The sequence below is a fragment of the Rubneribacter sp. genome (genome assembly GCF_965361815.1).
Window position 1 is genome coordinate 14,145 of record NZ_CBDTNW010000009.1, and the last position, 21,828, is coordinate 35,972.

At 66.9% G+C, this 21,828-nt stretch carries 22 protein-coding genes; 10 read left to right on the top strand and 12 right to left on the bottom strand.

Annotation, left to right across the window (positions count from 1 at the left end; all coding sequences use genetic code 11):
* Nucleotides 1–1,647, top strand: a complete 1,647-nt coding sequence (locus ACWKY3_RS00525; RefSeq protein ID WP_449314468.1) for a nickel-dependent hydrogenase large subunit — start codon at nt 1–3, stop codon at nt 1,645–1,647.
* A gap of 1 nt (nt 1,648) precedes the next feature.
* Entirely contained in the window at nt 1,649–2,347 is a 699-nt protein-coding gene (locus ACWKY3_RS00530; RefSeq protein WP_449314469.1) for a cytochrome b/b6 domain-containing protein, read from the top strand.
* An 87-nt stretch (nt 2,348–2,434) separates the two neighbouring features.
* Here the strand turns inward: ACWKY3_RS00530 and ACWKY3_RS00535 are convergent, their stop codons facing one another.
* Nucleotides 2,435–2,998, bottom strand: a complete 564-nt coding sequence (locus tag ACWKY3_RS00535; RefSeq protein WP_449314470.1) for an NADPH-dependent FMN reductase — start codon at nt 2,996–2,998, stop codon at nt 2,435–2,437.
* Nucleotides 2,999–3,097: 99 nt separating this feature from the next.
* Here ACWKY3_RS00535 and ACWKY3_RS00540 point away from each other — a divergent pair, with 99 nt between their 5' ends.
* From ACWKY3_RS00540 to ACWKY3_RS00550, 3 genes are all read left to right on the top strand, one after another.
* Nucleotides 3,098–3,526 (top strand): viscotoxin-A3, encoded by a 429-nt coding sequence (locus tag ACWKY3_RS00540; protein ID WP_449314471.1) that lies wholly within the window; start codon nt 3,098–3,100, stop codon nt 3,524–3,526.
* Nucleotides 3,527–3,530: 4 nt separating this feature from the next.
* Nucleotides 3,531–4,100: a hydrogenase maturation protease gene (locus ACWKY3_RS00545; protein WP_449314472.1), complete on the top strand. Its 570-nt coding sequence runs from the start codon at nt 3,531–3,533 to the stop codon at nt 4,098–4,100.
* A 117-nt stretch (nt 4,101–4,217) separates the two neighbouring features.
* Complete coding sequence (locus ACWKY3_RS00550; protein ID WP_449314473.1) at nt 4,218–4,640, top strand: DUF488 family protein, N3 subclade; 423 nt, start codon at nt 4,218–4,220, stop codon at nt 4,638–4,640.
* Nucleotides 4,641–4,647: 7 nt separating this feature from the next.
* Here ACWKY3_RS00550 and ACWKY3_RS00555 read toward each other — a convergent pair whose 3' ends face one another.
* Both ACWKY3_RS00555 and nth read right to left on the bottom strand, forming a co-directional pair.
* The gene (locus tag ACWKY3_RS00555) at nt 4,648–5,187 is read right to left on the bottom strand and encodes a CarD family transcriptional regulator (protein WP_449314474.1); all 540 of its coding nucleotides are present in this window, start codon (nt 5,185–5,187) and stop codon (nt 4,648–4,650) included.
* A 186-nt stretch (nt 5,188–5,373) separates the two neighbouring features.
* Entirely contained in the window at nt 5,374–6,108 is a 735-nt protein-coding gene (gene nth / locus ACWKY3_RS00560; protein WP_449314475.1) for an endonuclease III, read from the bottom strand.
* Nucleotides 6,109–6,294: 186 nt separating this feature from the next.
* Between nth and ACWKY3_RS00565 the strand changes: the two genes are divergently transcribed.
* Nucleotides 6,295–6,525, top strand: a complete 231-nt coding sequence (locus ACWKY3_RS00565) for an antitoxin (protein ID WP_449314476.1) — start codon at nt 6,295–6,297, stop codon at nt 6,523–6,525.
* Nucleotides 6,525–6,938 (top strand): type II toxin-antitoxin system tRNA(fMet)-specific endonuclease VapC, encoded by a 414-nt coding sequence (gene vapC, locus ACWKY3_RS00570; protein WP_449314477.1) that lies wholly within the window; start codon nt 6,525–6,527, stop codon nt 6,936–6,938. Before ACWKY3_RS00565 ends, vapC begins: the two co-directional genes overlap by 1 nt.
* A 44-nt stretch (nt 6,939–6,982) precedes the next feature.
* Here vapC and ACWKY3_RS00575 read toward each other — a convergent pair whose 3' ends face one another.
* Together ACWKY3_RS00575 and ACWKY3_RS00580 are read right to left on the bottom strand one after the other, a co-directional pair.
* The gene (locus ACWKY3_RS00575; protein ID WP_449314478.1) at nt 6,983–7,297 is read right to left on the bottom strand and encodes a type II toxin-antitoxin system RelE/ParE family toxin; all 315 of its coding nucleotides are present in this window, start codon (nt 7,295–7,297) and stop codon (nt 6,983–6,985) included.
* Nucleotides 7,284–7,613, bottom strand: a complete 330-nt coding sequence (locus ACWKY3_RS00580; RefSeq protein WP_449314479.1) for a type II toxin-antitoxin system Phd/YefM family antitoxin — start codon at nt 7,611–7,613, stop codon at nt 7,284–7,286. The genes ACWKY3_RS00575 and ACWKY3_RS00580 overlap by 14 nt, the downstream gene beginning before the upstream one ends.
* 256 nt (nt 7,614–7,869) lie before the next feature.
* Between ACWKY3_RS00580 and mfd the strand changes: the two genes are divergently transcribed.
* Genes mfd through ACWKY3_RS00595 form a run of 3 tightly spaced genes read left to right on the top strand, consistent with a single transcriptional unit; the run spans nt 7,870 to nt 13,615 of the window.
* Nucleotides 7,870–11,415: a transcription-repair coupling factor gene (gene mfd, locus ACWKY3_RS00585; RefSeq protein ID WP_449314480.1), complete on the top strand. Its 3,546-nt coding sequence runs from the start codon at nt 7,870–7,872 to the stop codon at nt 11,413–11,415.
* Complete coding sequence (locus ACWKY3_RS00590; RefSeq protein WP_449314481.1) at nt 11,416–12,471, top strand: DMT family transporter; 1,056 nt, start codon at nt 11,416–11,418, stop codon at nt 12,469–12,471.
* Between the two features lie 16 nt (nt 12,472–12,487).
* Entirely contained in the window at nt 12,488–13,615 is a 1,128-nt protein-coding gene (locus ACWKY3_RS00595; RefSeq protein WP_449314482.1) for a dipeptidase, read from the top strand.
* 23 nt (nt 13,616–13,638) lie between these two features.
* Here ACWKY3_RS00595 and ACWKY3_RS00600 read toward each other — a convergent pair whose 3' ends face one another.
* The 7 genes from ACWKY3_RS00600 to ACWKY3_RS00630 form a co-directional block, all read right to left on the bottom strand.
* Entirely contained in the window at nt 13,639–14,040 is a 402-nt protein-coding gene (locus ACWKY3_RS00600; RefSeq protein WP_449314483.1) for a PaaI family thioesterase, read from the bottom strand.
* Between the two features lie 11 nt (nt 14,041–14,051).
* Nucleotides 14,052–15,305, bottom strand: a complete 1,254-nt coding sequence (locus tag ACWKY3_RS00605) for a hypothetical protein (RefSeq protein WP_449314484.1) — start codon at nt 15,303–15,305, stop codon at nt 14,052–14,054.
* A 52-nt stretch (nt 15,306–15,357) separates the two neighbouring features.
* The gene (locus ACWKY3_RS00610; protein WP_449314485.1) at nt 15,358–16,470 is read right to left on the bottom strand and encodes a 4Fe-4S binding protein; all 1,113 of its coding nucleotides are present in this window, start codon (nt 16,468–16,470) and stop codon (nt 15,358–15,360) included.
* Nucleotides 16,463–18,004, bottom strand: coding sequence for a glutamate--tRNA ligase (gene gltX / locus ACWKY3_RS00615; protein ID WP_449314486.1), 1,542 nt, complete (start codon nt 18,002–18,004; stop codon nt 16,463–16,465). The genes ACWKY3_RS00610 and gltX overlap by 8 nt, the downstream gene beginning before the upstream one ends.
* A gap of 186 nt (nt 18,005–18,190) precedes the next feature.
* Complete coding sequence (locus tag ACWKY3_RS00620; protein ID WP_449314487.1) at nt 18,191–19,168, bottom strand: Abi family protein; 978 nt, start codon at nt 19,166–19,168, stop codon at nt 18,191–18,193.
* A 265-nt stretch (nt 19,169–19,433) separates the two neighbouring features.
* Nucleotides 19,434–20,168 (bottom strand): lipoprotein intramolecular transacylase Lit, encoded by a 735-nt coding sequence (locus ACWKY3_RS00625; protein ID WP_449314488.1) that lies wholly within the window; start codon nt 20,166–20,168, stop codon nt 19,434–19,436.
* Nucleotides 20,169–20,276: 108 nt separating this feature from the next.
* Nucleotides 20,277–21,650 carry a carboxylate--amine ligase gene (locus ACWKY3_RS00630; RefSeq protein ID WP_449314489.1) on the bottom strand — a complete coding sequence of 458 codons (1,374 nt, stop codon included), beginning with the start codon at nt 21,648–21,650 and terminating at the stop codon, nt 20,277–20,279.
* Nucleotides 21,651–21,828 lie beyond the last annotated feature (178 nt).

Genomic DNA, 21,828 nt, shown 5'->3' on the forward strand with positions numbered 1-21,828 from the left:
ATGGCGCGTTCAGTCATCGACCCGATCACCCGCATTGAGGGTCATCTGCGCGTGGAGATGGAAGTGGAGAACGGCAAGGTCTCCGACGCCTGGGTGTCCGGCGGCTGCTTCCGCGGCATGGAGATGGTCGTCGAGAACCGCACGCCCGAAGACGCCGCGCAGATCGTGCAGCGCATCTGCGGCGTGTGCCCGGTCTCGCACGCCCATGCGTCGGCCATCGCGACCGAGAAGGCCTACGGCATCACCATCTCCAACAACGCGCGCATCATCCGCAACCTGCTTGAGGGCGCGCAGTTTTTGCACAGCCACATCCTGTGGTTCTACAACCTGGCGGCGCTCGACTACGTGAACCCCTTGAACGCCCTCACGGCCGACGTGGCGGACGCCTACGACCTGGCCCAGGCCGCCGGCACCTCCATCAACTCCGACTTCGGCCAGCTCAAGGAGCGCCTGAAGAACTTTGCCGACAACGGCCAGCTGTCCATCTTCTCGGGCAACTGGTTCGACGCCGAGGACGGCACGGCCTACCAGCTGCCGCCCGAGCTTGACCTCATCTGCACGGCGCACTACCTTGAGGCGCTCACCATGCAGGCCAAGGCGTCCCAGATCTCGGCCATCCTGGGCGGCAAGATGCCGCATGTCATGACGCTTGTGCCCGGCGGCACGGCCTTCGTGCCCACCGACCAGAAGCTCGACGACCTGAAGGGTCTGGTCGACGAGCTTTACAACTGGGTGGCCGCCACCATGATCCCCGACACGCTGGCCATCGCCCCCTACTACGCCGACGCGCTCACCTGGGGCAAGGGATGCGGCCGCTACATCGCCTGGGGCGTGTTCGAGAACCAGAGCATGGAGCTGGCCGACCGCTACCTGCCCATGGGCGTAGTGGACGACAACCTCAGCCTGTCCGACGTGCAGGAGAATCTCATCACCGAGTACATGGGGCGCTCCTGGTACAAGGGTTCCGAAACCTACACCTCCCCGTACTTCACCACCGAGCCGGAGTTCACCTCCTACGACGTGGAGGACCGCTACACCTGGGTCAAGTGCCCGGCCTACGACGGCAAGCCCTACGAGGCGGGCGGCCTGGCCCGCATCCTGGCCGCGTACAAGCGCGGCGTGCCGTTCGTGAAGGACGAGGTGGACGGCCTGCTGGAGGCGCTGGGCGCCCCGGGCCAGATCGGCGTGGCCCAGTCCACGCTCGGCCGCACCGCCGTCCGCCAGGTGGAGACGCTCTACATCGCCGGCCTCATGAAGGAATGGGTGGCCGAGCTGGTGGAGGCCGTCAAGAGCGGCGACTCCGAGTACTTCCGCGAGCCTGCGACCATCACCGGCGCGGGGACGGGCTTCTGGGAGGCCCCCCGTGGCGCGCTCTACCACAGCGAGGAAGTCAAGGACGGCAAGATCACGGGTTACCAGATCATCATCCCGTCCACGTGGAACCTGGCTCCCCGCAACGCAGACGGCGAGCTTGGCCCGCTCGAGCAGGCGCTCATCGGCGTTCCGGTGGGAGATGTGGAGAAGCCCATCAACGCCCTGCGCACGGTCCACAGCTTCGACCCGTGCACGGCGTGCGCCGTCCATGTCACCGAGCCGGCGACGGGCAAGAGCTTCGAGACGGTCACGAGCCCCTGGGGGGTGAAGTAACATGGCGCATTTGGCACACTACCGCGAAGCGCACCCGCTGCCCTTCGTCATCACGCACTGGATCAACCTGGTTGCGATGATCCTGCTCATCGTCACGGGCTTCTGCATCCATTTCCCGTTCTGGCCGTTTTTCATGAGCGTCGCGCGCGGCCTGCACGTGTTCTGCGGATTCGTGCTGTTCCTCAACTGCATCATCCGCGTGGCCATGGCCTTCTTCGTGAAGTCGTCGCCCACCGGCGGCACGCGCGAGCAGGTCGTGGACTTCAAGACGTGGCTGCCGCAGGCCGACAACCGCCATCAGGGCATCCAGTGGATCAAGTACTACCTGTTCCTGAAGAAGGACCACCCGCTGTCGGCGAAGCTGGGCGTTCCGCAGAAGATCAGCTACCTGGCCATCCCGCTGCTCATCATCGTGATGTTCTACACGGGCCTGTGCCTGTGGGTTCCCACGATGGACCTCGGGTTCTTCGCCGCGGGAACGGAGCTGGTGGGCGGACTTATGTCGATGCGCATCATCCACTACTTCATGATGTACGTCTTCATCTGCTTCATGCTCATCCACATGTACCTGGCCAACATCGAGGGCATCTCCCCGACGCTGCTCATGTTCTTCTGGAAGGAGCACGGCGGCCTGGTCTACGACCCCGAGCGTCACACCATCGTGGGCGAGGACGACCTCGGCCACGGAAAGCAGGCGTAAGCGCGCGTTCAGCGACTCCGCCAAACGAAAGAGGGGGCTCAAAGCGAGCCTCCTCTTTTTTCGCCGCATGGCGGCGGGGCCGCTTCGCTAGTGGCAGCGGGCGCGCTCGACGAACCGCACGAACGCGTCGGCCTGGGCTTTTAGGTAGGGCGCCGATGCGGACAGGGAAAGCGCGCCGTCTTCGGCCTGCGTCCCCACGTGAGCGATGCTCAGGCGCGGCTTGTTCATGATGCGGGCGTCCAAAAAGCTCAGCACGCCCACCAGCTGGTCTTGGGCGTGGGTCGCCCCGCTCGATCCTATGCTGGCGCCCGCAAGCGCGACGGGCTTGCCGGCAAGGACGGGCGGCTCGCCTGCGTCCCCCGGCCTGGAGAGCCAATCGAGCAGGTTCTTGAGGCCCCCGGGTATCGCGTGGTTGTACTCCGGGCTGAACAGCCACACCCCGTCGGCGTCCCGCACGGCCTTTCGCACGCGCTTAACCGCCGCGGGGGCGGGATGCTCGGCGTCCTCGTCAAGCAGCGGGACGTCGGCCCAGTCGAGGATGGAAAAGCCCACGTCCGGATGCGTGCGCGCCACAACCCTTCCGGCCTCCTGCGCGAGCTGGAGGTTGTAGCTGCCCCGGCGCAGCGATCCTGCCACCGCCAGTATGTCCATGGTTGCCTCCGTTCCGTTCGGCGGAGCCTGTGCGCCCCGCTTTCCTTCCTCGTCTATAATGGCAGGAAAGCATTGCGCCGGTAAGAAGGGCATCGAATTGTGGCTGAATTGACCGACGAGCAGATAGCTCGCGAGGAGAAGTTTTTGGAAGGCGTTCCCCGCGTCAACGTGGGCGCGCTGTTTTTGCCTCCCATCTGGGGACCCGCCCACGGCATGTGGGCGACCATCCTGTTCTACCCCGTGTGGCTGTTCGCCGACAACGCGTTTTACGCGGCGTTTTCCGAGCGAACGCCGCTCGCTGTTGCGGTTGCTTTGTTCGTGCTGGTCACGTTGACGGCGGGCACGGTGGCCTTCGCCGTGGTGAGTCAGCCTATGGCGGCCCATCGGGCCGCGCAGCGGGGCCTGGACAAGGCCGCTTACCTCAAGCGCGAACGCGTTTGGGCCGTGGCCTGCGTGATAGCCGGAACGGCCATGCTGGCGGCCGCGACCTACTACAACCTGGTCATCCGGCCGACGGCGGGGGCGTGAGGACATGGTGGGCGCAAGCGGGGCTGCGGGGCGCGCGGGGAGCGAGCCTGCCTTGGAGGCGAAGCGGCGTATCGCCGTGTTCTGCGTGGGCAACAAGCTCATGCTGGACGACGGCGTGGGTCCGGCCGCGTACGAGGAGCTGACCGAACGCTACGAGGCGCCCGAGAACGTGGACCTGTTCGACGTGGGCTGCCTGTCGCTCGACATGATAACGTGCGTCCGGGATTACGACACGGTGATCACGGTGGACGCGGTGGACGGGACCGGCGCCGAGCCGGGGACCGTGTTCCGTTTCGAGCCGGACGCCATGGCGCGCCATTCGGGCGCGACGGCGTCGCTGCACGACCTGAAGCTCGTCGACCTGTTCGACGCGGCCGCGCTTCTGGGCTACGAGGCGGAGGGGCTGTGCCTGGGCATGCAGGTGGAGAACGCCTCTCCCGCGTGCGCCGCCGTCGGACTGACGCCTGCGGTGCACGCGGCGCTGCCGCTTCTGGTCGACGCCGTGGCGGGGGAGCTTGCACGCCTCGGGTCTCCGCTTTCCGTCCGCGAGGCGGCCGCGCCGACGGGGGAGTGACGTCCGGCTTTCGGTCCGGCTACGGTTTTCCGCCGCTCCGCTCGCGGCGGGCGGCATGGGGTATCGTCTGGTCGAAAGACCGGGCCGCCCATCGCGCGGCCGGAAGGAGCGTTCCCCATGCACATCCACACCATCAGCGCCTACGAGACCTCGGCCGAGCGCTTCTTCGGAAAGCTTGCCGACTGGGAGGCCGAGTTGGTCCTCGATACGCGCCTGAAGAACACCAACCAGCTGGCCGGCTTCACGAAGCGCGACGATTTGGCCTTTTTTGTGGAGCGCGTGGCGCATGCCCGCTACGTGCACGACAAGCTGTTCGCTCCGGCACCCACCAAGCTCGAGCGCTACCTGCGCGGCAGCATCGATTGGGACGCCTACGCCGACGCCTACCGCAAGGACCTGCGCGAGCGCGGCGCCGTGGAGCGGTTCTTCGAACGTTACGGCGACTGCGGCTCGGTCGTCCTCGTGGGCACGGCCACGCGTACGCGCCGCTCGCATACGGAGGTGCTCGCCCGGATGCTCGAGGAGGCCCTTCGGCACTGACCGGCGCTCAGCGCCGACGCCTCTCCGCGTCTTTCACGCGCTCGACCAAAAAGTCCCGCACTTTGTCGCGCGGGATGCCGAGCGCGACGGACAGCTCGTCGCACAACAGCCCCTCCGCGAGGTCGAAGTACTTCTTGTCCGTGGCGGTGATGCGCCGGCCCGCATCCTCGCGGCGCACGGTGCGCTCGTGGACGGATTTCATGATGGGGAGCAGGTCTTCGGGCTGGAACGTCTTGAGTCGCTTGTCGTACTCCTCTTTCAAGCGACGTTCGAGGAGCGTGGGCGTGCTCGCCTTCGAGCGGAGCTTGCTTTCGTCTATGGGATCGGCGTCGGCGATGGAGTCGATGAGCGCAAGCGCCCTCTCGCGCGTCATGACGGGGCGCAGCGCGGGCGGGGCGGCCTCGTCGGCGGCCACGAACAGCTTGAGGGCGTTCTCGAACAGGGCGTGCAGCTCCAGGTAGTCCTTGCCCTCGAAGTAGGCTTCCCTCACGGCGGCTATCTTGCAGACGTGGTGGCGGTACACGACGATGTCTCCCGGTGAATGCATGGGACCTCCTTGACGGACTCGGGGTTTCGCTATGGCGGGCGTTGGTCCGTCGCGTCGGAATGACGTCGCAGATCAGCATTCATAGTATACCACGCCGCGCCCCCGATGGGGGTGCGTGGGCCCTCCGGGCGCGAAGATGCGGGCCCCTGTGCCGCACGGAGGTTCGGAGGGGTGTTCCGCCGGCCGTCAGGCTCGGTCTTGCCCGGTGCGCGGCGCCTTGCCCGTCCCTCGCTTCGCCTTGGCCGTCTGCGCGCCTCCCTGCGGCTTGCCGCAGCTGGGGCACAGGTCGGCGATGACGCACTCGGCGCACTTCGGGCGCCGCGCGACGCAGGTTTCGCGGCCGAAGAGCACCCACTGGTGGTTGATGGGCCCCCAGCATTCGCGCGGGTAGAGCTTGAGCAGCGCCTCCTCGGTTTTGGCGGGCGTGTCGGCCGAGGGGCCGGCGAACTTGAGCAGGTGCGCGATACGGAACACGTGCGTGTCCACTGCGATGCCCTCCACGATGCCGAACCCCTCGTTCAAAACGACGTTGGCGGTCTTGCGGCCCACGCCCGGCAGCTTTTGCAGCTCGTTTATGTCGCGCGGGATCTCGCCGCCGTAGTCGGCCACCACCATCTGCGCGCACTTGATGACGTTGGCGGCCTTCGTGCGGTAAAAGCCGATGGTGCGGATGACGTCCTCCACCTCGCGCACGTCGGCGGCGGCCAGGTCGGCGGGCGTGGGGTAGCGCTCCCACAGCGCGGGCGTCACCTTGTTCACGCCCTTGTCGGTGGTCTGGGCCGACAGCAGCACGGCGATGGTCAGGCGGAAGGGGTCGCCCCAGTAGTGCAGCGCGCACTCGGCGGCAGGGTAGCGTTCGTTCATGCGCGCGGCCACCGCCAACGCGCGGTCGCGTTTCGCCTGCATGGTCTCTCGCGGCATGGGGCCTCCTATCGGATGCGTGCGGAAACTTCCTCCCAGTATAGTGAACTTGACTGCGGTGCGAAAGTGGGTGCGAAAGCGGTTTTCGGCTGCGGTTTTGTCTGGGGTTCGGCGGCTGCCGTTGTGCGAGCTTGACTTCTCAGCGCTCTTCGATATACTTGCCAATATACTTGTCAGGAGGATGCCATGCCGCAACTGTCTTTGTATCTTGACGAAGCCACGATGGGCGAGCTTCGCAAGCGCGCGTCGCTGCGCAACGTGTCGCTGTCGAAACATGTGGCGGAGCTGATCAGGAACGATGCGGCCACTGGATGGCCCGAGGGGTACTGGGATCTGTTTGGCAGCGTTGCCGATAGCTCGTTTGCCGCGCCGAGCGAGCTGTCATTTGCGCATGACGCGCCGAGGGGGGCGCTCTGATGCTCCTGCTGGACACCTGCGTCTGCATCGACTTTCTTCGAGGCGCGATGCCGAATGTGCTCGCACTGCTGCGAACGCATGAGCCTTCCGATATCGCCATTCCAACAGTGGTTGAAGCGGAGTTGAAGCTCGGCGCGTTGAAAAGCGCTCATCCGGATGAGAACATGGCGCTTGTGGAGCAATTTCTTGTCCCGTTTGAAAGCGTTCCTTTCGATTCAGCGGCAGCCGCCATCTACGCGCGCATTCGTGCCGATCTTGAACGCAGGGGGATGTGTGTTGGTCCAAATGATCTGCTCATCGCCGCAACGGCACGCGCGCATAGCGCAACGCTTGTGACGAACAACGTGCGCGAGTTTAAGCGCGTAGAGGGTCTGCGCATCGAAAACTGGGCCGAAGCATCCCTTGCGTCCTAACAAGTTCCCGGTTTGCCGCTTGCCGTGTCGCGCGAAAAGAGATGCTATGCCAGAAGCGAATCGTCGGCCTGCATTCTTTTGTGAAGCACGCGTTTGATGTACATGTGATCATCGTCGAACGTGAAGAAGGCAACGTGGTTTCCGACAATGCAGAAGCGGTATCCAGAGTCCTTTCCGCTTTGATGGAAAAAACGCGGGTATGCCGCTGCGGAGTATGCGAGCGGGCGTAGGTGATGGCGGATCTTTTTGAGGTGGCTTTCAGCGACGCGTCTTGACTCGGATGCGCGCCGTACGTGGTCGTGGATTGCGCACAGATCGCGCACGGCGTCATCGAGGAGCAGGATCTCACGCGGTTTCACGGACGCCCCTTTCGGATTCGGCCTGGTTGCGCGCGTTGCCGGATGATTCGCAGAAAAGCTCTTCGAAAGCGATTTCCATGTCTTGGTAATGCGATGCGCCTTCTTGTTCGTGGAGTTCGGCTTCTGCAAGCGCGTCGGCTACGTACGCGTGCCACACCTTATAAAGTTGGTACTCTTCAAAGGCGTCGATATCCATGAGAACCAAGCTGCCGCGACCGTTTTTCGTCAGGTAGATGGGTTCTTTGGATTCTTTGGCGAGCCGTTCCACCTCGGGAAACCGATTGCGCAAGTCGGTTGAGGGGATAATGGTTGGCATATATCCTCCTATCATAAAAAAGATACATTTCTGATAGTTTACAGCAGTTTCTTTCGCATGGAAAGGAGCTTCGGGGAGGCGTAGGTGTTGTGCTACACTGTGCGAGGTTGCCGGGGAGGGTTGCTCGTGCGGTTTCGCGCGATGGGTCCGAGAGCCTGGCGACCGAAAGAGCCGGCTGTTCCAAGCCGCAGCCTCGCATGCGTCGGGCTGCGGCTTTTCGTGCGTGCTGCGGTGCGCGAAAAGGGAAGGGAAGCGCATGCTTGTTGATTCGCTCGCGTTCGCGTTGGAGAGGTCGGGGTGCCTAGAGGCGTTCTGGGGCGCGCTCGACAAGGGGCGCGACGCCGCGCTCGGCGTGGCGAACTCGGCGCGCCCGTTTTTGGTGGCGGCGTGCTTCGCGCACCGGCCCCAGCCGACGCTTGCGGTGGTGGCCGGCGAGGACGCGGCCGTGGCGTTCGCGCGCAGCCTGGCGGCCTATCTGGGCGAGGAGCGCGTCCTGCGCTTTCCCGAGCGCTCGGACTTCCCGTTTGCGCCCAAGCCGGCCGACCCGGTCCAGGCGGCGCGGCGCATGGAGGCGGCGCACGCGCTCGCGTCCGGGCGCGAGGCCGTGGTGGTGGCCAGCGCGCGGTCGCTTCTGCGGGCGCTGCCGCCGGTGGACGCGCGGGCGTTTGCGCCCGTCGCACTTGAGGCGGGGCGCGAGCTTGCGGACATGCCGGGCGCGCGGGCCGCGGGCATCGCGGAATTCGGCGACCTGGCCCGCGCGCTGGAAGAGCGCGGCTATGCCAACACCGGCGAGCTGGACGGCCCCGGCACGTTCGCCGTGCGCGGCGGCACGGTTGACGTGTTCCCCGGCAACCTCCCTTACCCGGTGCGCCTGGACTTCTTCGGCGACGAGCTGGACGAGATCCGGCGCATCGTGCCCGCCACGGGGCAGACCATCGCCTCGCTTGCGCGCGCGGACGTTTATCCGGTGGTTGAGTTTGCCTGTTCGCAGGCGAATCTGGCCCGCGCGCGCAAGAAGATCGCGGGGCCTGCCCGGACGAATCCTGTTTTGCGCGACATGCTGGAGAAGCTCGACGGCGGGCTTCGCTTCGACGGGTCGGACGCGCTGTTGCCCTACCTGCACGATTCGCTGGCCACGCTCGGCGACTACGTGCCCGCAGACGCGCTCACGGCGCTCATCGAGCCGCGTTCGCTGTTCGACGACATGGCGCACGCCTTCGACGACGTGCTGGGCCGCGCCAAGGGGTCCGGCGTTTCTGCGGCGGGCCTGTACGCCGAACCTGCCGATGTGAGCTTCGGCGGCGGCCAGCGCGCCACCTACGTGTCCATCATGCGCGTGGGGGGCCAGGTGGACGACGAGCTGCCGGTGAAGCGCGTGGAGGTGGCGGGGCATCCCGACAAGCTGTTCGGGCGGTTGCGCAGCCTGCTCGAGGGCGGCTACACGGTGGCGTTCAGCGCGCCGAACTTCCGCGCGCGCCAGGACATGAAGCTGGCGTTCGTGGACCAGGGGCTGCCCATCCAGGAGGTGCTCGACGTGCTGGAGGACCCTCGCGAGGGGGACGCGCCCGCAGATGGCGCACGCGCGGACGATGCGCCCGCCTCCTTTGACGCTCCCGGTGCCGAGAAGCGACGGCTGCGTCGCGGGGTGGTGAACGTGACGGATGTGGACGTGCCGCTGGGCATGATCATCCCCAAGGCGAAGCTCGCGCTGGTGAGCGTGTCGGACACGCAGGGGGCTTCGGCGGCCTCCGCGCGTCCGACGCGGCGCGTGGACATCACCGAGGTCACCTTCCCCTACCAGCCGGGCGACTACGTGGTGCACGCCGCGCACGGCGTGGCCCACTTCAAAGAGCTTGTGCGCCGCGACGTGGACGGCACCGCGCGCGACTACCTGCTGCTGGAATACGCCGAAGGGGACAAGCTCTACGTGCCGGTGGAGCAGCTGGACCGCGTGACGCGCTACGTGGGGCCCGAGGGCGCAAGCCCGCGTCTGACGCGCCTGAACACCGCCGACTGGTCGCGTGCGCTCGCCAAGGCGCGCAAGGCCACCAAGAAGCTCGCCTTCGACCTGGTGGACGTGTACGCGCGCCGCGCCTCCGCCCAGGGCTTCCGCTTCGGGCCGGACACCGCGGCCCAGCGCGAGATGGAAGACGCCTTCCCCTACCAGGAGACGCCCGACCAGCTGGCCGCCATCGCCGATGTGAAGGCCGACATGCAGTCTGCCCGCCCCATGGACCGCCTCGTGTGCGGCGACGTGGGCTTCGGCAAGACCGAGGTGGCCCTGCGCGCGGCGTTCAAAGCCACCCAAGACGGCAAGCAGGTGATGGTGCTGTGCCCCACCACCATTTTGGCCCAGCAGCATTTCACCAACTTCAAGGAGCGCTTCGAACCCTTCGGCGCGCGCGTTGAGGTGCTCTCGCGCTTCCGCACGCCCGCGCAGCAGGCATCGGCGCTGCAGGGGTTCCAAGAGGGGGACGTGGACGTGCTCGTGGGCACGCACCGGCTGCTTAGCCGCGATGTGAACCCGCATGACTTGGGGCTGGTGGTCATAGACGAGGAGCAGCGCTTCGGCGTGGGCCACAAAGAGCAGCTCAAAAACCTGCGCGAGAGCGTGGACGTGCTCACGCTGTCGGCCACGCCCATCCCGCGCACCATGCAGATGTCGCTCTCGGGCGTGCGCGACATGAGCCTCATCCTCACGCCGCCCGACGAGCGCCGCCCCGTGGAGGTGCACGTGGGCGAGTGGGATCCGGATCTGGTGAGCGCCGCCATCCGGCGCGAGCTGGCGCGCGGCGGGCAGGTGTACTACGTGTCCAACCGCGTGCGCTCCATCGACGAGGCGGTGCGGCGTGTGACGGCGGCCGCCGGCGAGGCGCGCGTGGGCGTGGCGCATGGGCAGATGTCGAAGGAGCAGCTGGAGCGTGTGATGGAGGACTTCAGCGCCGGCGAGCTGGACGTGCTGGTGGCCACTACCATCATTGAGAGCGGCATTGACAACCCGCACACCAACACGCTTATCATCGAGGATTCGCAGCGGCTGGGCCTTGCGCAGATGTACCAGCTCAAAGGACGCGTGGGGCGTTCGTCTGCGCAGGCGTACGCGTTTTTCATGTTCCCCGAGAACCGCGAGCTCACCGAGGAGGCCGCCGCGCGCCTGACCGCGCTTGGCGAGCACACCGAGCTGGGCAGCGGCATGCGCATCGCCATGCGCGATTTGGAGATTCGCGGGGCGGGCAGCCTGCTTGGCGCCGAGCAGTCCGGCAACATGAGCGCGGTGGGCTTCGACCTGTTCGCGCAGATGCTGGCCCAGGCGGTGAACGCCACGCGCGAGGGCGACCTCAAGGCGATGGATACCCTGCCGCCGGCGCTCTCCGACATCACGGTGAACGTGCCGGGGCACACCTACCTGCCCGAGGAGTACGTGCCCGACGCCGACGAGCGGGTGCTGTGGTACCGCAAGATCGCCTCGGCCGCCACCGAGCAGGCGGTGGAGGAGGTGGGCGCCGATCTACGGGCGAAGCGTCCCGACATGCCGCAAGCGGCGAAGAACCTCATAGAGAAGGCGCGCATCAAGGCGTTCGCCAACGAGCACCATGTGAGGACCGTGTCGGTGACGGGCGGCAAGCTGGTGGTGGAGCCGGTGGACGTGCCGCGCGAGAAGATGACGGGGCTGCGCCGCTCGGGCGGGCGCTACCTGGCCGACAAGCGCAAGCTCACGCTGCCCGTGCGCCATTTCAAGCTGGACGAGGGCGACAACCTGCTTGCCCCGGTGGCGGAGTTTTTGAGGGAGCTGGTGGGGTAGGTGGCGCGACGGGGATCGCTGGGCGGTGCGGCGCTTGCGCTGGCCGGTGCGGCGCTGTGGGGGTTTTCGGGCGCGTCGTCGCAGTACGTGCTGGCGCGCGGGGCCGACCCTGCGTTTGTGACCGCGGTGCGCATGCTGTGCGCGGGTGCGCTGTTCCTTGCGTTTCTTGCGTGGCGTCGGCGCGAGGAGCTTGTGCGGGCGCTTTCCGACAGGCGGGAGGTGCGGCGGTTCGCGATTTTCGGGTTCGGGCTGCTGGGGAGCCAGATCTCGTTCGCGGCGTCCATCGCGTGCACCAACGCGGGCACCGCCACGGTGCTGCAGATGACCGGCAGCGTGTTCATCATGCTGTTCGTGTGCCTGCGCTCGCGCACGGCCCCGCGCACAGGGGAGGCGTTGGGGCTGGCGGCGGCGCTTGTCGCCACCTACCTCATAGCCACGCAGGGCGACGTCGGCGTGCTGCGGCTGCCGGCTGCGGGCGTGGCCTGGGGCGTGGCGAACGGCCTGGCGGTGGCGCTCTATGTGGTGTATCCGCGCGAGACGGGGTTGTTTGAGCGTTACGGCAGCCTGACCACGACAGGGCTTGGCATGGTGGCGGGTTCGGTGTACGCGGTGGTTATCTGGCTGGTAAGCGCGGGCATGGCGTGCGTTTCGGGCGGCTCTGCGGCGGCGGTAGCCGTGCTGGCGCCGTCCATCGGCCTGGACGGCTGGGCGGTGCTCGTGGGAGGCGTGGGCGTGGTGGGCACGTTTGTGGCCTTCGCGCTGTACCTGGGCGGCGTGGCGCGCGTCGGGTCGGTGGCGGGCGGGCTGCTGGGTGCGATGGAGCCGCTGGCAGCCACGGTGCTTTCGGCACTTTGGCTGGGCACGGCGTTTTCCTGGGCCGACTGGGCGGGCTTCGCGCTCATGGTGGCCATGGTGGCGCTCGTGACGGTGGAGGGGCCGAAGGCGCGCGCGGAAACGGGTTCGGCTGCGCCCGCGGATGCGCCCGAGGATCAAGGCGGCGTGGGACGTGGCGCGGACGATGCGACGCGGGCGCGCTCGCGCGTTGGGAAGCGATGACGGGAGGAGCTGCATCATGGGCGGGTTTCTGACCTTCGACGGCGGCGCGGACGAGGAGGCCGTGCGCCGCGCGGCCGAGGCTGCGGGGTGGGGCGCGTTCGGCGCTGCGGGCGAGGGCGGCGGCGCAGATGATGCGGGCGGGCGGTTGCGCGTGTTCGACCTGCACTGCGACACGCTCGATAGGCTGGCGCTTGCGGGCGACCTCACGGCTCCCGGCGGGTTCGCCCAGCACGACGCGAACGTGCCGCGTTCGCGTTTGTCCTCGCTGGCCGACAACGACGCGCACGTCTCGCTTGCGCGCACGCGTGCCTTTTCGTGGTGCCAGTGTTTTGCGGTGTTCGTTCCCGACGAGGTGGCGGGCGATGCGGCGTGGGCGCTGTTTCAGCGGGTGAGGCGGTTTTGGGAGGCTCAGCTCAAAGAGCACGCGACGCGCGTTGGGCAGGTGCGTGCCATGGCGGAAGCGGATGCCGTGCTTGCCGAAGGGCGCACGGCCGGCCTGCTTTCGGTCGAAGGGCTGTCGTTCCTTCAACCCGGCGGCGCGGCCGAGGCGCGCCTCGATGCGCTTGCGGAGGCGGGCGTGCGCATGGCGACGCTCGTGTGGAACGGGCGCAGCGCGATCGGCGGCGGCTGCATCGCAGGTGGCGGGCTGACGCCGTTCGGCCGCGCCTGCGTGCGCGAGCTGGAGCTGCGCGGAATTGTGGTGGACGCGTCGCATTTGAGCGACGAGGGCTTCAAGGACCTGTGCGACGCTGCCGCATGCCCCTTCATCGCGTCGCACTCCAACGCGCGCGCCGTGTGCGGCCATCCGCGCAACCTGGCCGACTGGCAGCTGCGCGAAGTGGCTGATCATGGTGGCATTGTGGGGCTCAACTTCTGCCGTGACTTTTTGAGCGACGCCCACGCCGACCCCACGCCCGACGACGTTCTGCGTCAGGTGGATCACATCCTGGAAACCGCAGGCGAGGACGTGCTCGCGCTCGGCAGCGACTACGACGGCTGCGACGTGCCCTCGTGGCTCGACCCCTGCGACAAGGTGGGCGACCTCCACGGCCTTCTCGTCCGCGAGTTCGGCCGGTCGGTGGCCGACAAGGCGTTTTTCGGCAACGCCCGCGCCTTCTTCGAGCGCGCGGCGGGCGCGGCGTAGGAACGCGCGCGTCGCGCGGCGGGCTAGCGGTAGCAGGTGGCGGTCATGCGCGCGATGAGCTTTCCCAGGTCGTCCTCCACGTCCACATTGTAGAAGGCCAGGTGGCGGCCGGGTTTGACACAAGTGGCCGTGGCGGTGAGCCTCTCGCCTTTGGTGGCGCGCAGAAAGCTCACCGAGTGGTCCACCGACACGGTTGGCTCCTCGCCGATGTTGCAGGCGATGGCCAGCGCGAAGTCCGCCAGCGTGAACACCGCGCCGCCCATGACGTTGCCCATGGCGTTGCGATGCACGTCGGTTAGCTCCATTTCAGCCACGGCGCGGCCGCGCGCTCCCTCCACCACGCGGCAACCTGCCGCCTGGGTGGCGAAGCGGTCGTTTTGGAACACCTCTTCTATCTGCTCGCGCGTGGGGTTGTCGGGAAGCATGGCGCGCCCCCTCATTCCTGCGGCACGGCCACGGCGGCGTAGAGTTCGAACCACTCGCCGTCTTGTACCGTGACGGTTTGCGAGCCGCCGGCGATGACGTAGACGCTCTCGGTGATGGAGTCGTCGTCGAAGCTCAGATCCTTCATCACGAACGCGCCCGGCTCGCCGCTGGCCGCAGCTGCGGCCTGATCGGAGACCGTGATGGTGTAGGTGCCGGCGGGGATGTCGTCGCCTACGCGGTAGAGGCCGTTCTCGTACGGAGGGGCCGGGTCAAACTCGGCGCGTTCGGCGGGGCGCATGCGCAAGGCGTCGTTTCCGGGCATGAACACCATCAGATCGCCCTCTTCCAGATCGACGAAGTAGTTGCCGAAGTACACCACGGCGTCGTCGATGGAGTAGGAGTCGGTTGCGGCGTCGTAGTCGAAGATGTAGTAGGAGCTTTCCGCGTCGGCAGCGCCCTCAAGGTAGTAGCGGCCGGGCTGGATGTCCTCTCCGATCTTGAACGCGCCTCCGGAGCAGACGCCGTCCTCCACGGTGCCCGGCAGGTCGCCGACGGCGTCTTGGATGTCGGAGAGCGAGAAGCCGCCAAGGGGATCGGATCCGAGCGAGCCGGAGTCGTCGTAGCCGTAATCGTAGTTGTAGTCGTATCCGTAGTCGTAGTCGAACGTGCCGTAACCTCGGTTGTCCAGGTTTCCGTACCTATCGTCCATATAGAGGGCGCATCCCACGCATCCGGCGCATCCGCCCAGGCCAAGCACGAGCGCGACCAGGCAGCCGCCGAGCACCCAGGGCCACACCTTCCTCTTCGGCTGCTGGGGCGCGGCCGGATAGGCGCCGTAGGGCTGCCCGGGCTGCGGCGGGTAGGGCGGCTGCTGGCCGCCCGAGGAGGCGTAGTACTGCCCTTGGGCGTAGGGCGCGGGGGGCTGGGGCGCGGGGTAGGCGCCGTAAGGTTGCTGCGGCGCGGCGCCGCCGTAAGGAGCGGGAGGCTGCTGGGGCGCCGCCGCGTGTGCGGCGGGTTGGGGTGCAGCTGGCGGAGCGGGGGGCTGGGGCGCAGCCGCGTGCGGAGCGGCGGGTTGCTGGGGCTTTGGCGTCTGCGGCGCGGTGGGCTGCGTTTCGGCGGGCGGGGGAGGCGCAGTGGGCGCGCCCGCGATCTCGCCCGGCTGCTGAGGCGCCAGATCGGAGGGCTGCGGCTGCGTCGGGCGCGGGCTTTCGTCGGGCGTCTGGTCGGCGTTGCCCTCGGGGCGGGAGCCGGTTTGCTCGGTCATAGATGCTCCTTCGGTCGATTGCGTAGCGCTATAGTACCATATGCGGCCCCCGTTAGGCGTCCCGGTCGTCCGCAAGCAGCGCTTCGGCCGTCTCGTCCACAAGGCTCACGGCGCCTTTCTCGCAGGCGTCTTCGCACAGGCCGCAGCCGATGCAGTAGCGCACGTCGTAGCGCAGGGCGCCGCTTGCGGGGTCGGGGTAGCGCGCGTTCGTGGGACAGATGCGCGCGCAGGAGAGGTCGTTGGCGCATGCGGCGCAGTCGGTCCTCGACACTGCAAGGGGGATGCGCGGCGCTATGGACGGATCGCGATCGACGGCCTCGAGCAGCAGGCGGCGCTTGGGGTGCATGGTCTGGCGGGTGTGTCCTTCGGGCGCGAAGTTGTTGAGCTGCGGTCCTTCGTTCAGATTGAGACGCGCCCGGGCCCGTGCGCGCTCGCGGCGCTCGTAGAACTCCTGGAGCACCTCGGAGTTTCGCAGGCGCCTTTTCCCGGACGCCACGTCCGCAACGTCGGTCACCAGGTTGGTGAACGCGCTGCGCCTATCCACGCCCTCGGGGTTGGCCAGGTCCTTGACGAGGTTCTCCTTCTCGGGGATCTCGGAGCGGTAGCCGACTTCGCGCCCCGTCCACGCTTGCGCGGTTTCCACGGCATGGGAGAACAGCATCTCGCCCATCTCCCCCGCGCGCTCGCAGTCGGCGCAGTAGGCGAGGTCGGCGGCTATGCTCACCGGGATGTTCTCGGTGAGCACGAGCGTCCAGAACTCGGGCGAGAGCGCGGCCAGGCACGGCAGCACCACCACGTTCGCCGCCGGCTCCAGGCCGGGGAACACGTTCTCCTTGCAGGTGAGCACCACGTCCTCGCCGCGCAGCGCGATGCGGCGAATGCGCGCGTGCAGGTCGACCATGGTCACGCGTGTGGAGGTGAACGCGTCGCAGATGCCCAGGCAGATGCCGCAGCTGGTGCAGGCCCGCTCGTCTATGGAAGGCAGGCCCCCGCTTTCGTCGGGGAAGGAGACGGCGCCGGTGGGGCATGCCAGGGCGCAGCGCTCGCAGTCGGCGCCGTGCGGGCGCGTGCAGAGGTCGCGCAGCACCAAGATGCGCTGCGGGTGCTCGCGGCGGTCGGGGGCGCCTTGCGTGCGAAGCTCCTCTTTGCCAGGGGCTTTAGCCACCGAACACCTCTTCTGTCACCTGGTCGATGCGCGCCAGCACGTCGGCGCGCTCCAAAAGCTCGATGCTCTCGAAAAGCGGCGGCGACACCATGTTGCCGCACACGGCCACGCGCAAGGGCTGCAGCACGAGCTTGAGCTTCAGGTCCAGCTCCTCGGCCAGCGCCCGGCACGCCTCCTCAAGCGGCGCGGCCTCCCACGCCCGGCTCTCGTCGGCCAGCACGGCGCGGCACGCGGCCAGCGCCTCGTCGGCTCGCGCGCCCTCTTTCGCGAGCACCTTGGCGACGCTCTTCTCGTCCAGCTCGCGCACCTTAGGTCCCCAGAACAGAAATCCCAGCTTGGCGGGTATCTCGTCCAAGCGCGTCAGGCGCTCGGACACAAGCGGGTAGAGTCTGCGGTACCATTCGGGGCGCGCGTCGAGGTCGGCCGCGGCGCGCGCGAGCGCGTCTTCGGCCAGCTCCTCGTCGGCGGCAAGGCCCGCATGCGCGCGCCAAAGCCACGGCAGCGACGCGCGCACCCATTCGCTCGCGCCCATCTCCTTGATGTACTGGCCGTTCATCCATGCGAGCTTCGTCTCGTCGAACACGGCGTCCTTCTTGGTCACGCGCTCGAGGCTGAACTCGCGGCACAGCGTCTCGCGGTCGATGATCGTCGTCTCGCCGTCGAGCGACCAGCCCAGAAGCGCCAGGAAGTTCACCATGGCGTCAGGCAGGTAGCCGCGCTCGCAGAACTCCTCCACGCTGGCCGCGCCGTGGCGCTTCGAGAGCTTCTTGCCGTCCGGCCCGAGGATCATCGACAGGTGGGCGAAGGTGGGCACGGGCAGCCCCAGCGCCTCGTAGATAAGGATCTGGCGCGGGGTGTTGGACAGGTGGTCGTCGCCGCGGATGACGTGGGTGACGCCCATGTTGGCGTCGTCGCACACCACGGCGAAGTTGTAGGTGGGGCTTCCGTCGGTGCGCACGACGATCATGTCGTCCATGACCTCGGCGGGGAAGCTCACGTGCCCGTACACGGCGTCGTCGAACTCGATGGCTCCGCGGTCCTCGGGCACCTTGAGGCGCCACACGTGCGGCTCGCCGGCCTCGATGCGGCGGGCGGCCTCGGCGGGGTTAAGGTTGCGGCACGTGCGGTCGTAGCCCGCGTAGCCGCCGTCCTCGGCCTCGGCCTTCGCGCGCTTGGCGTCCAGCTCCTCCTTCGTGCAGAAGCAGGGGTACACGCTGCCGCGTTCGCGCAGGCGCTCGAGCGTGGCAGCGTAGGTGTCCGAGCGCTGCATCTGGAAGTAGGGGCCGGCCTTACCGCCCACTTCGGGGCCCTCGTCCCAGTCCAGCCCGAGCCACTTCATGGCGTTGAGGATGACCTGCACGTTCTCTTCGGTGGAACGCTCGGGGTCAGTGTCCTCGATGCGCAGGATGAAGTCGCCGCCCATCGCGCGGGCGAACGCCCAGTTGTAAATTGCCGTGCGCGCGCCGCCCACATGGAGCCGTCCGGTGGGAGAGGGCGCGAAGCGCACGCGTACCGCAGTGTTCTCGTTCGTCATAACCGTCCTTCGGTCGGATAATGTTAAAACATGCCGGAATAGTTCCAGCGCCGCATGCCAGTATAGACAACCCACCGCCCCCCGCAAACAACACCCGCGTCATCCCCATCCAAAAAGCTGGGACGGGGCGATGGCGGAGATGGGGGCGGGCGTTCGCCTATCGGAGAGCCTCCCTGCGACTTCGGGTCATGGTTGCACGTGCGCTTGCGCTTGCGCCGCCTGCTCCATCAGGCTTTCCCAGTCATCGGGAAAGCCGATGTCGGAAAGAGGGCGGCTGTGCGCTCCGGAATAGAAGCCCGCGAGCTCCCTCACTTCGTTCGCTAGTTCATGGTTACGCGTGCGCTCAAGGTTGGAGAAGCGTGCGCGCTGCGCCGACAGGAGCTTGATCAGCAACAGCACGATGTAAAACGTGTCGTTGCTGTTGGCGTTGGGCATGTCGGCTATTTTCAAAGGGGTGGAGGGGATCTGCTTTCTGGTGACGTACGAGTCGAAATGGGCGCATATGTTTCGGACGTCTGTCAGCGTTTTGAGCCAGCTCGACAGTTCGGCTTTCGTGCAGCAAAACGAGTTCGCGATCTTTCTTGCAACCTCTTGATCAGCCGTGTTCGCGTAAAGTCGAGACATCGTCCCAAGCGTGGCGCATTCCATTCCGGTCGATAGCGTGAGGCGTCCTCCGTTGGCGTCGATCTCGTTTTTGACCCTCTTCGACTTCCTCGCTTTGCGCGCAGCCTCTTCGGCAAATATGGCGAGGCTTTTGGCGTGGTTTTCCCTGCGGAGGAACAGGGTTTCGTCGTAGAGGGAAAACGGCCCGTGCAAAACACCCATCCAATGTACGTATTGGGCCCTCATCTGCGTTTCGACTGTGCCGATGTGCTTGAACAGGATCGATTGGTACCGCCTGTCGAACATAAGAAGACTGCGTGCTTCTTTGACCGTGGCATCTCCCAGGGCGCGGCGTTGCGACACGGCAGAGAGATAAGGCTTCAGATGCCGCAGGCCGATGCATTCGACGGCGTAGGCGCCCTCTTCCGCTCCCGCATCGGGGAAGCCTGTTTGAGCAAGGGTTTTGAGCGCGTCCAGATAGGATTGGTCCAAAACGCAAACGGCCGAGGGATTTCCACTTGCGTTTCCGCTAGAAGTGCCCTCGGCTCTGTCATGTGCCATTCTATCATCTCCTCCTGTTTTCTCAACCCTTTTTCGACGGGGGCAACATTTCTCTGCGTCTCAATATTTTACCTGATGAAAGGCGTATTTTCAAAGAATTGGGGGTGCTGGATTCGCGTTGGAGGCGCGTTGGAGACACGTTGGATTCGCGCCGGGGACGCGCTGGATCCGCGTTGGATCCGCGTTGGAAATACGCTGGGTTCGCGCTGGATGCGCGCCGGAAGGACCCCGAGGTTGCGCTTGACGGCGGTGGGGGCGGAGGATCCTAGCGCGCTTTGCGCAGGCGGATCCCGCAGATGAGGGCTGCGGCGGCGAGGATGGTGGTGACGGCGAGCCAGACGGCGCCCATCCCCATCCAAAACGCCGGCGGGTACATGGTGATGAGCAGCGACTCGTAGGAGAACGTCCAGGTGCCGTCGGCGAAGAACAGCGAGTGGAACGCGGCGAAAAAGCCGTTGAAATCGACGAGCACCCACGCCGCCAGCAGCGCGAACGCGACGAGCACCGCCGCGCCCGATGCCACCAGCACGCCGCCAAGCGCCCGCCGCCCGCTGCGCACGCCCACGTGGGCCGCCGCGGCCACGGCGAGCACGGCCACCGCCGCAAGCGCCACGCGCGCAACCGACACCACACAGAACACGTCGTCGAGGTGGGAGAGCGCGTCGGCGTCGAGCGTGTAGGCGTCGGGCGCAGCGGCCAGCTGTGCGTCGTCGGCGCCGGCGTAGCGCGTGTTCGCGCTCTCGTTGATGCTGCGGAGCGTGGCGAACAGGGCGTCGCGGTCGTTGGAGGCCACCGTGTAGTCGCGGGCGGCCACGGCGGCGCGCACCAGATCGTCGTGCGAGAACGGCGTGGAGGGGTTGTCGGTTCCCGAGAACGCGCCGGCCAGCGCCTCGGTGGTCTGCGGCGCCTCCGCGCAGGCGGCGAACCCCGCCGCCACGAACGTCACGGCCAGCGCGGCGGCGGCCGTGACGGCAGCCAGCTTGTTGATCAGGTTGGACATGGCGGAGGCGTTCCCTTCCTTCTCCTCGGCGCGCTGCCGGCCGGCGCCCGGCTGCCGGCCGGCCCTTCGCCCGCAGCGCTTCCGGCCGGCGCCTTCCCGGATGCTTTCCTACTCGTCCCCGTCCACCCAGATGGTGGCGGCGGTGATGCCCTTCATCTGCTTGGAGATGGTGGGCAGCGGCCCTAAGCGGCTGAACACGCCCTGGAACTTTCCGTCGTAGAGGTACAGGCCGTTGAGGTTGTTGTACATCTGCGGCTCGAAGGGCACGTCTTCGTCGGCCAGCTCTTCGATGCCCGCGTCGGGCGGCAGCGTGAGCGTTTTGAACGGGCGGATGTAGCGCTGCACGATGAAGGGGTGCCCGGCGCGGTTGTTCGCGAAACGGTCCACCAGCTCCTCCCACTCCTCTTGCGAAACGTGGCAGCCGGCGTGCACGTCGTCGGCGCCGTAGTGGTCGGTGGGCTTGATGATCCACTCGTCTTTGTTCGCGCGGATCTGCGGCAGGTTCACGTGGTCGTCGTCCAGAAACGCGGTCAGGGGCACGGTCTGCTCGATGAACGACACCTCGTCGGCGTCCAAAAACGCGGTGGTGCGCTTGTCGAACAGCGCCTTGAAGATCTGCTTGTCGTGCACGATATGCCCGGCGAAGCTGCCGATGAGCGCCACCTTCTGCGCACGCACGGCGTTGATGAGCTGCTGCGATTCGTCCCAGTGGTCGATGACGTCGTTGGTGACGCACCGCCGCCAGATGGCGTCGACGCGCCCGCCCTCGGCGTCGCGCAGCGCCTCGCCGTCGAAGGCGAGGTCGCGCACGTCGGCGACGACGCACTCCACGCCCCGTTTGCCGAACAGCTCGGCGAAGATTCGGAACTCGTCCACCACGCCGTTTTCCAGGTAGTCGCAGATGGCGATGCGCGGGTTGTCCACGCGGCGCTCGTAGGTGGCGTAGATGCCCAAAAACGCGTCGATCCACGATTCGAACAGCTCGCAGCCGCTCACCCGGTGGCGGCTTGCGAACTCCTTGAACGCCGGGGAGTCCGCGATGGAGTTTCCGATCTCGCGGTTCTCGTTCATGCCCGACGAGCCGTCGCCGTTGAACTCGCAGAACCTCACGCGGTAGTCGTCCTCGTCCAAGAACGTGTCCACGCGGGCGAACGGCAGAAGCGAGTCGTAGCCGCGCGGCAGCAAGATGAGCTCTTCCAGGCGCGGGTCGAAGTCGAACACGCGACGGTAGGCGGGGTCGTCCAGGTAGCGCTGGATCACCTTGCACAGGATGCGGTGCGCCGTTTCGGCGGTGTCCTTCATGACCTTGTGGGTTTCCTTGTTGAACAGGCGCGGCACGTACGAAGAGGCCACCACCCGGTGGTGCACGATGGCGGTGGAGCTTTGCATGTAGGCGAAGGCGGCGCGGCGGCCGGGCACATCGCCGCGCAGGCCTTCCAGGATGTCGAAGTACTCGCGGGTGTAATCGGCGTTGGAGGGCATAGTGGCTCCCTTTCGTTAGGTGTGTTTGCGTCCAGTGTACCACTATCCGCGCCCGCCGCGCGTCGCTGCGGCTTCGGGGCGATGACGGAGGAATCCTTGATTGAATTTTTAAGTTGAACACCTGTCCAGTTTAACCTTGCAATTGGATGGGGCGTAAGCCCCCGCCCTCTGCGAAGGC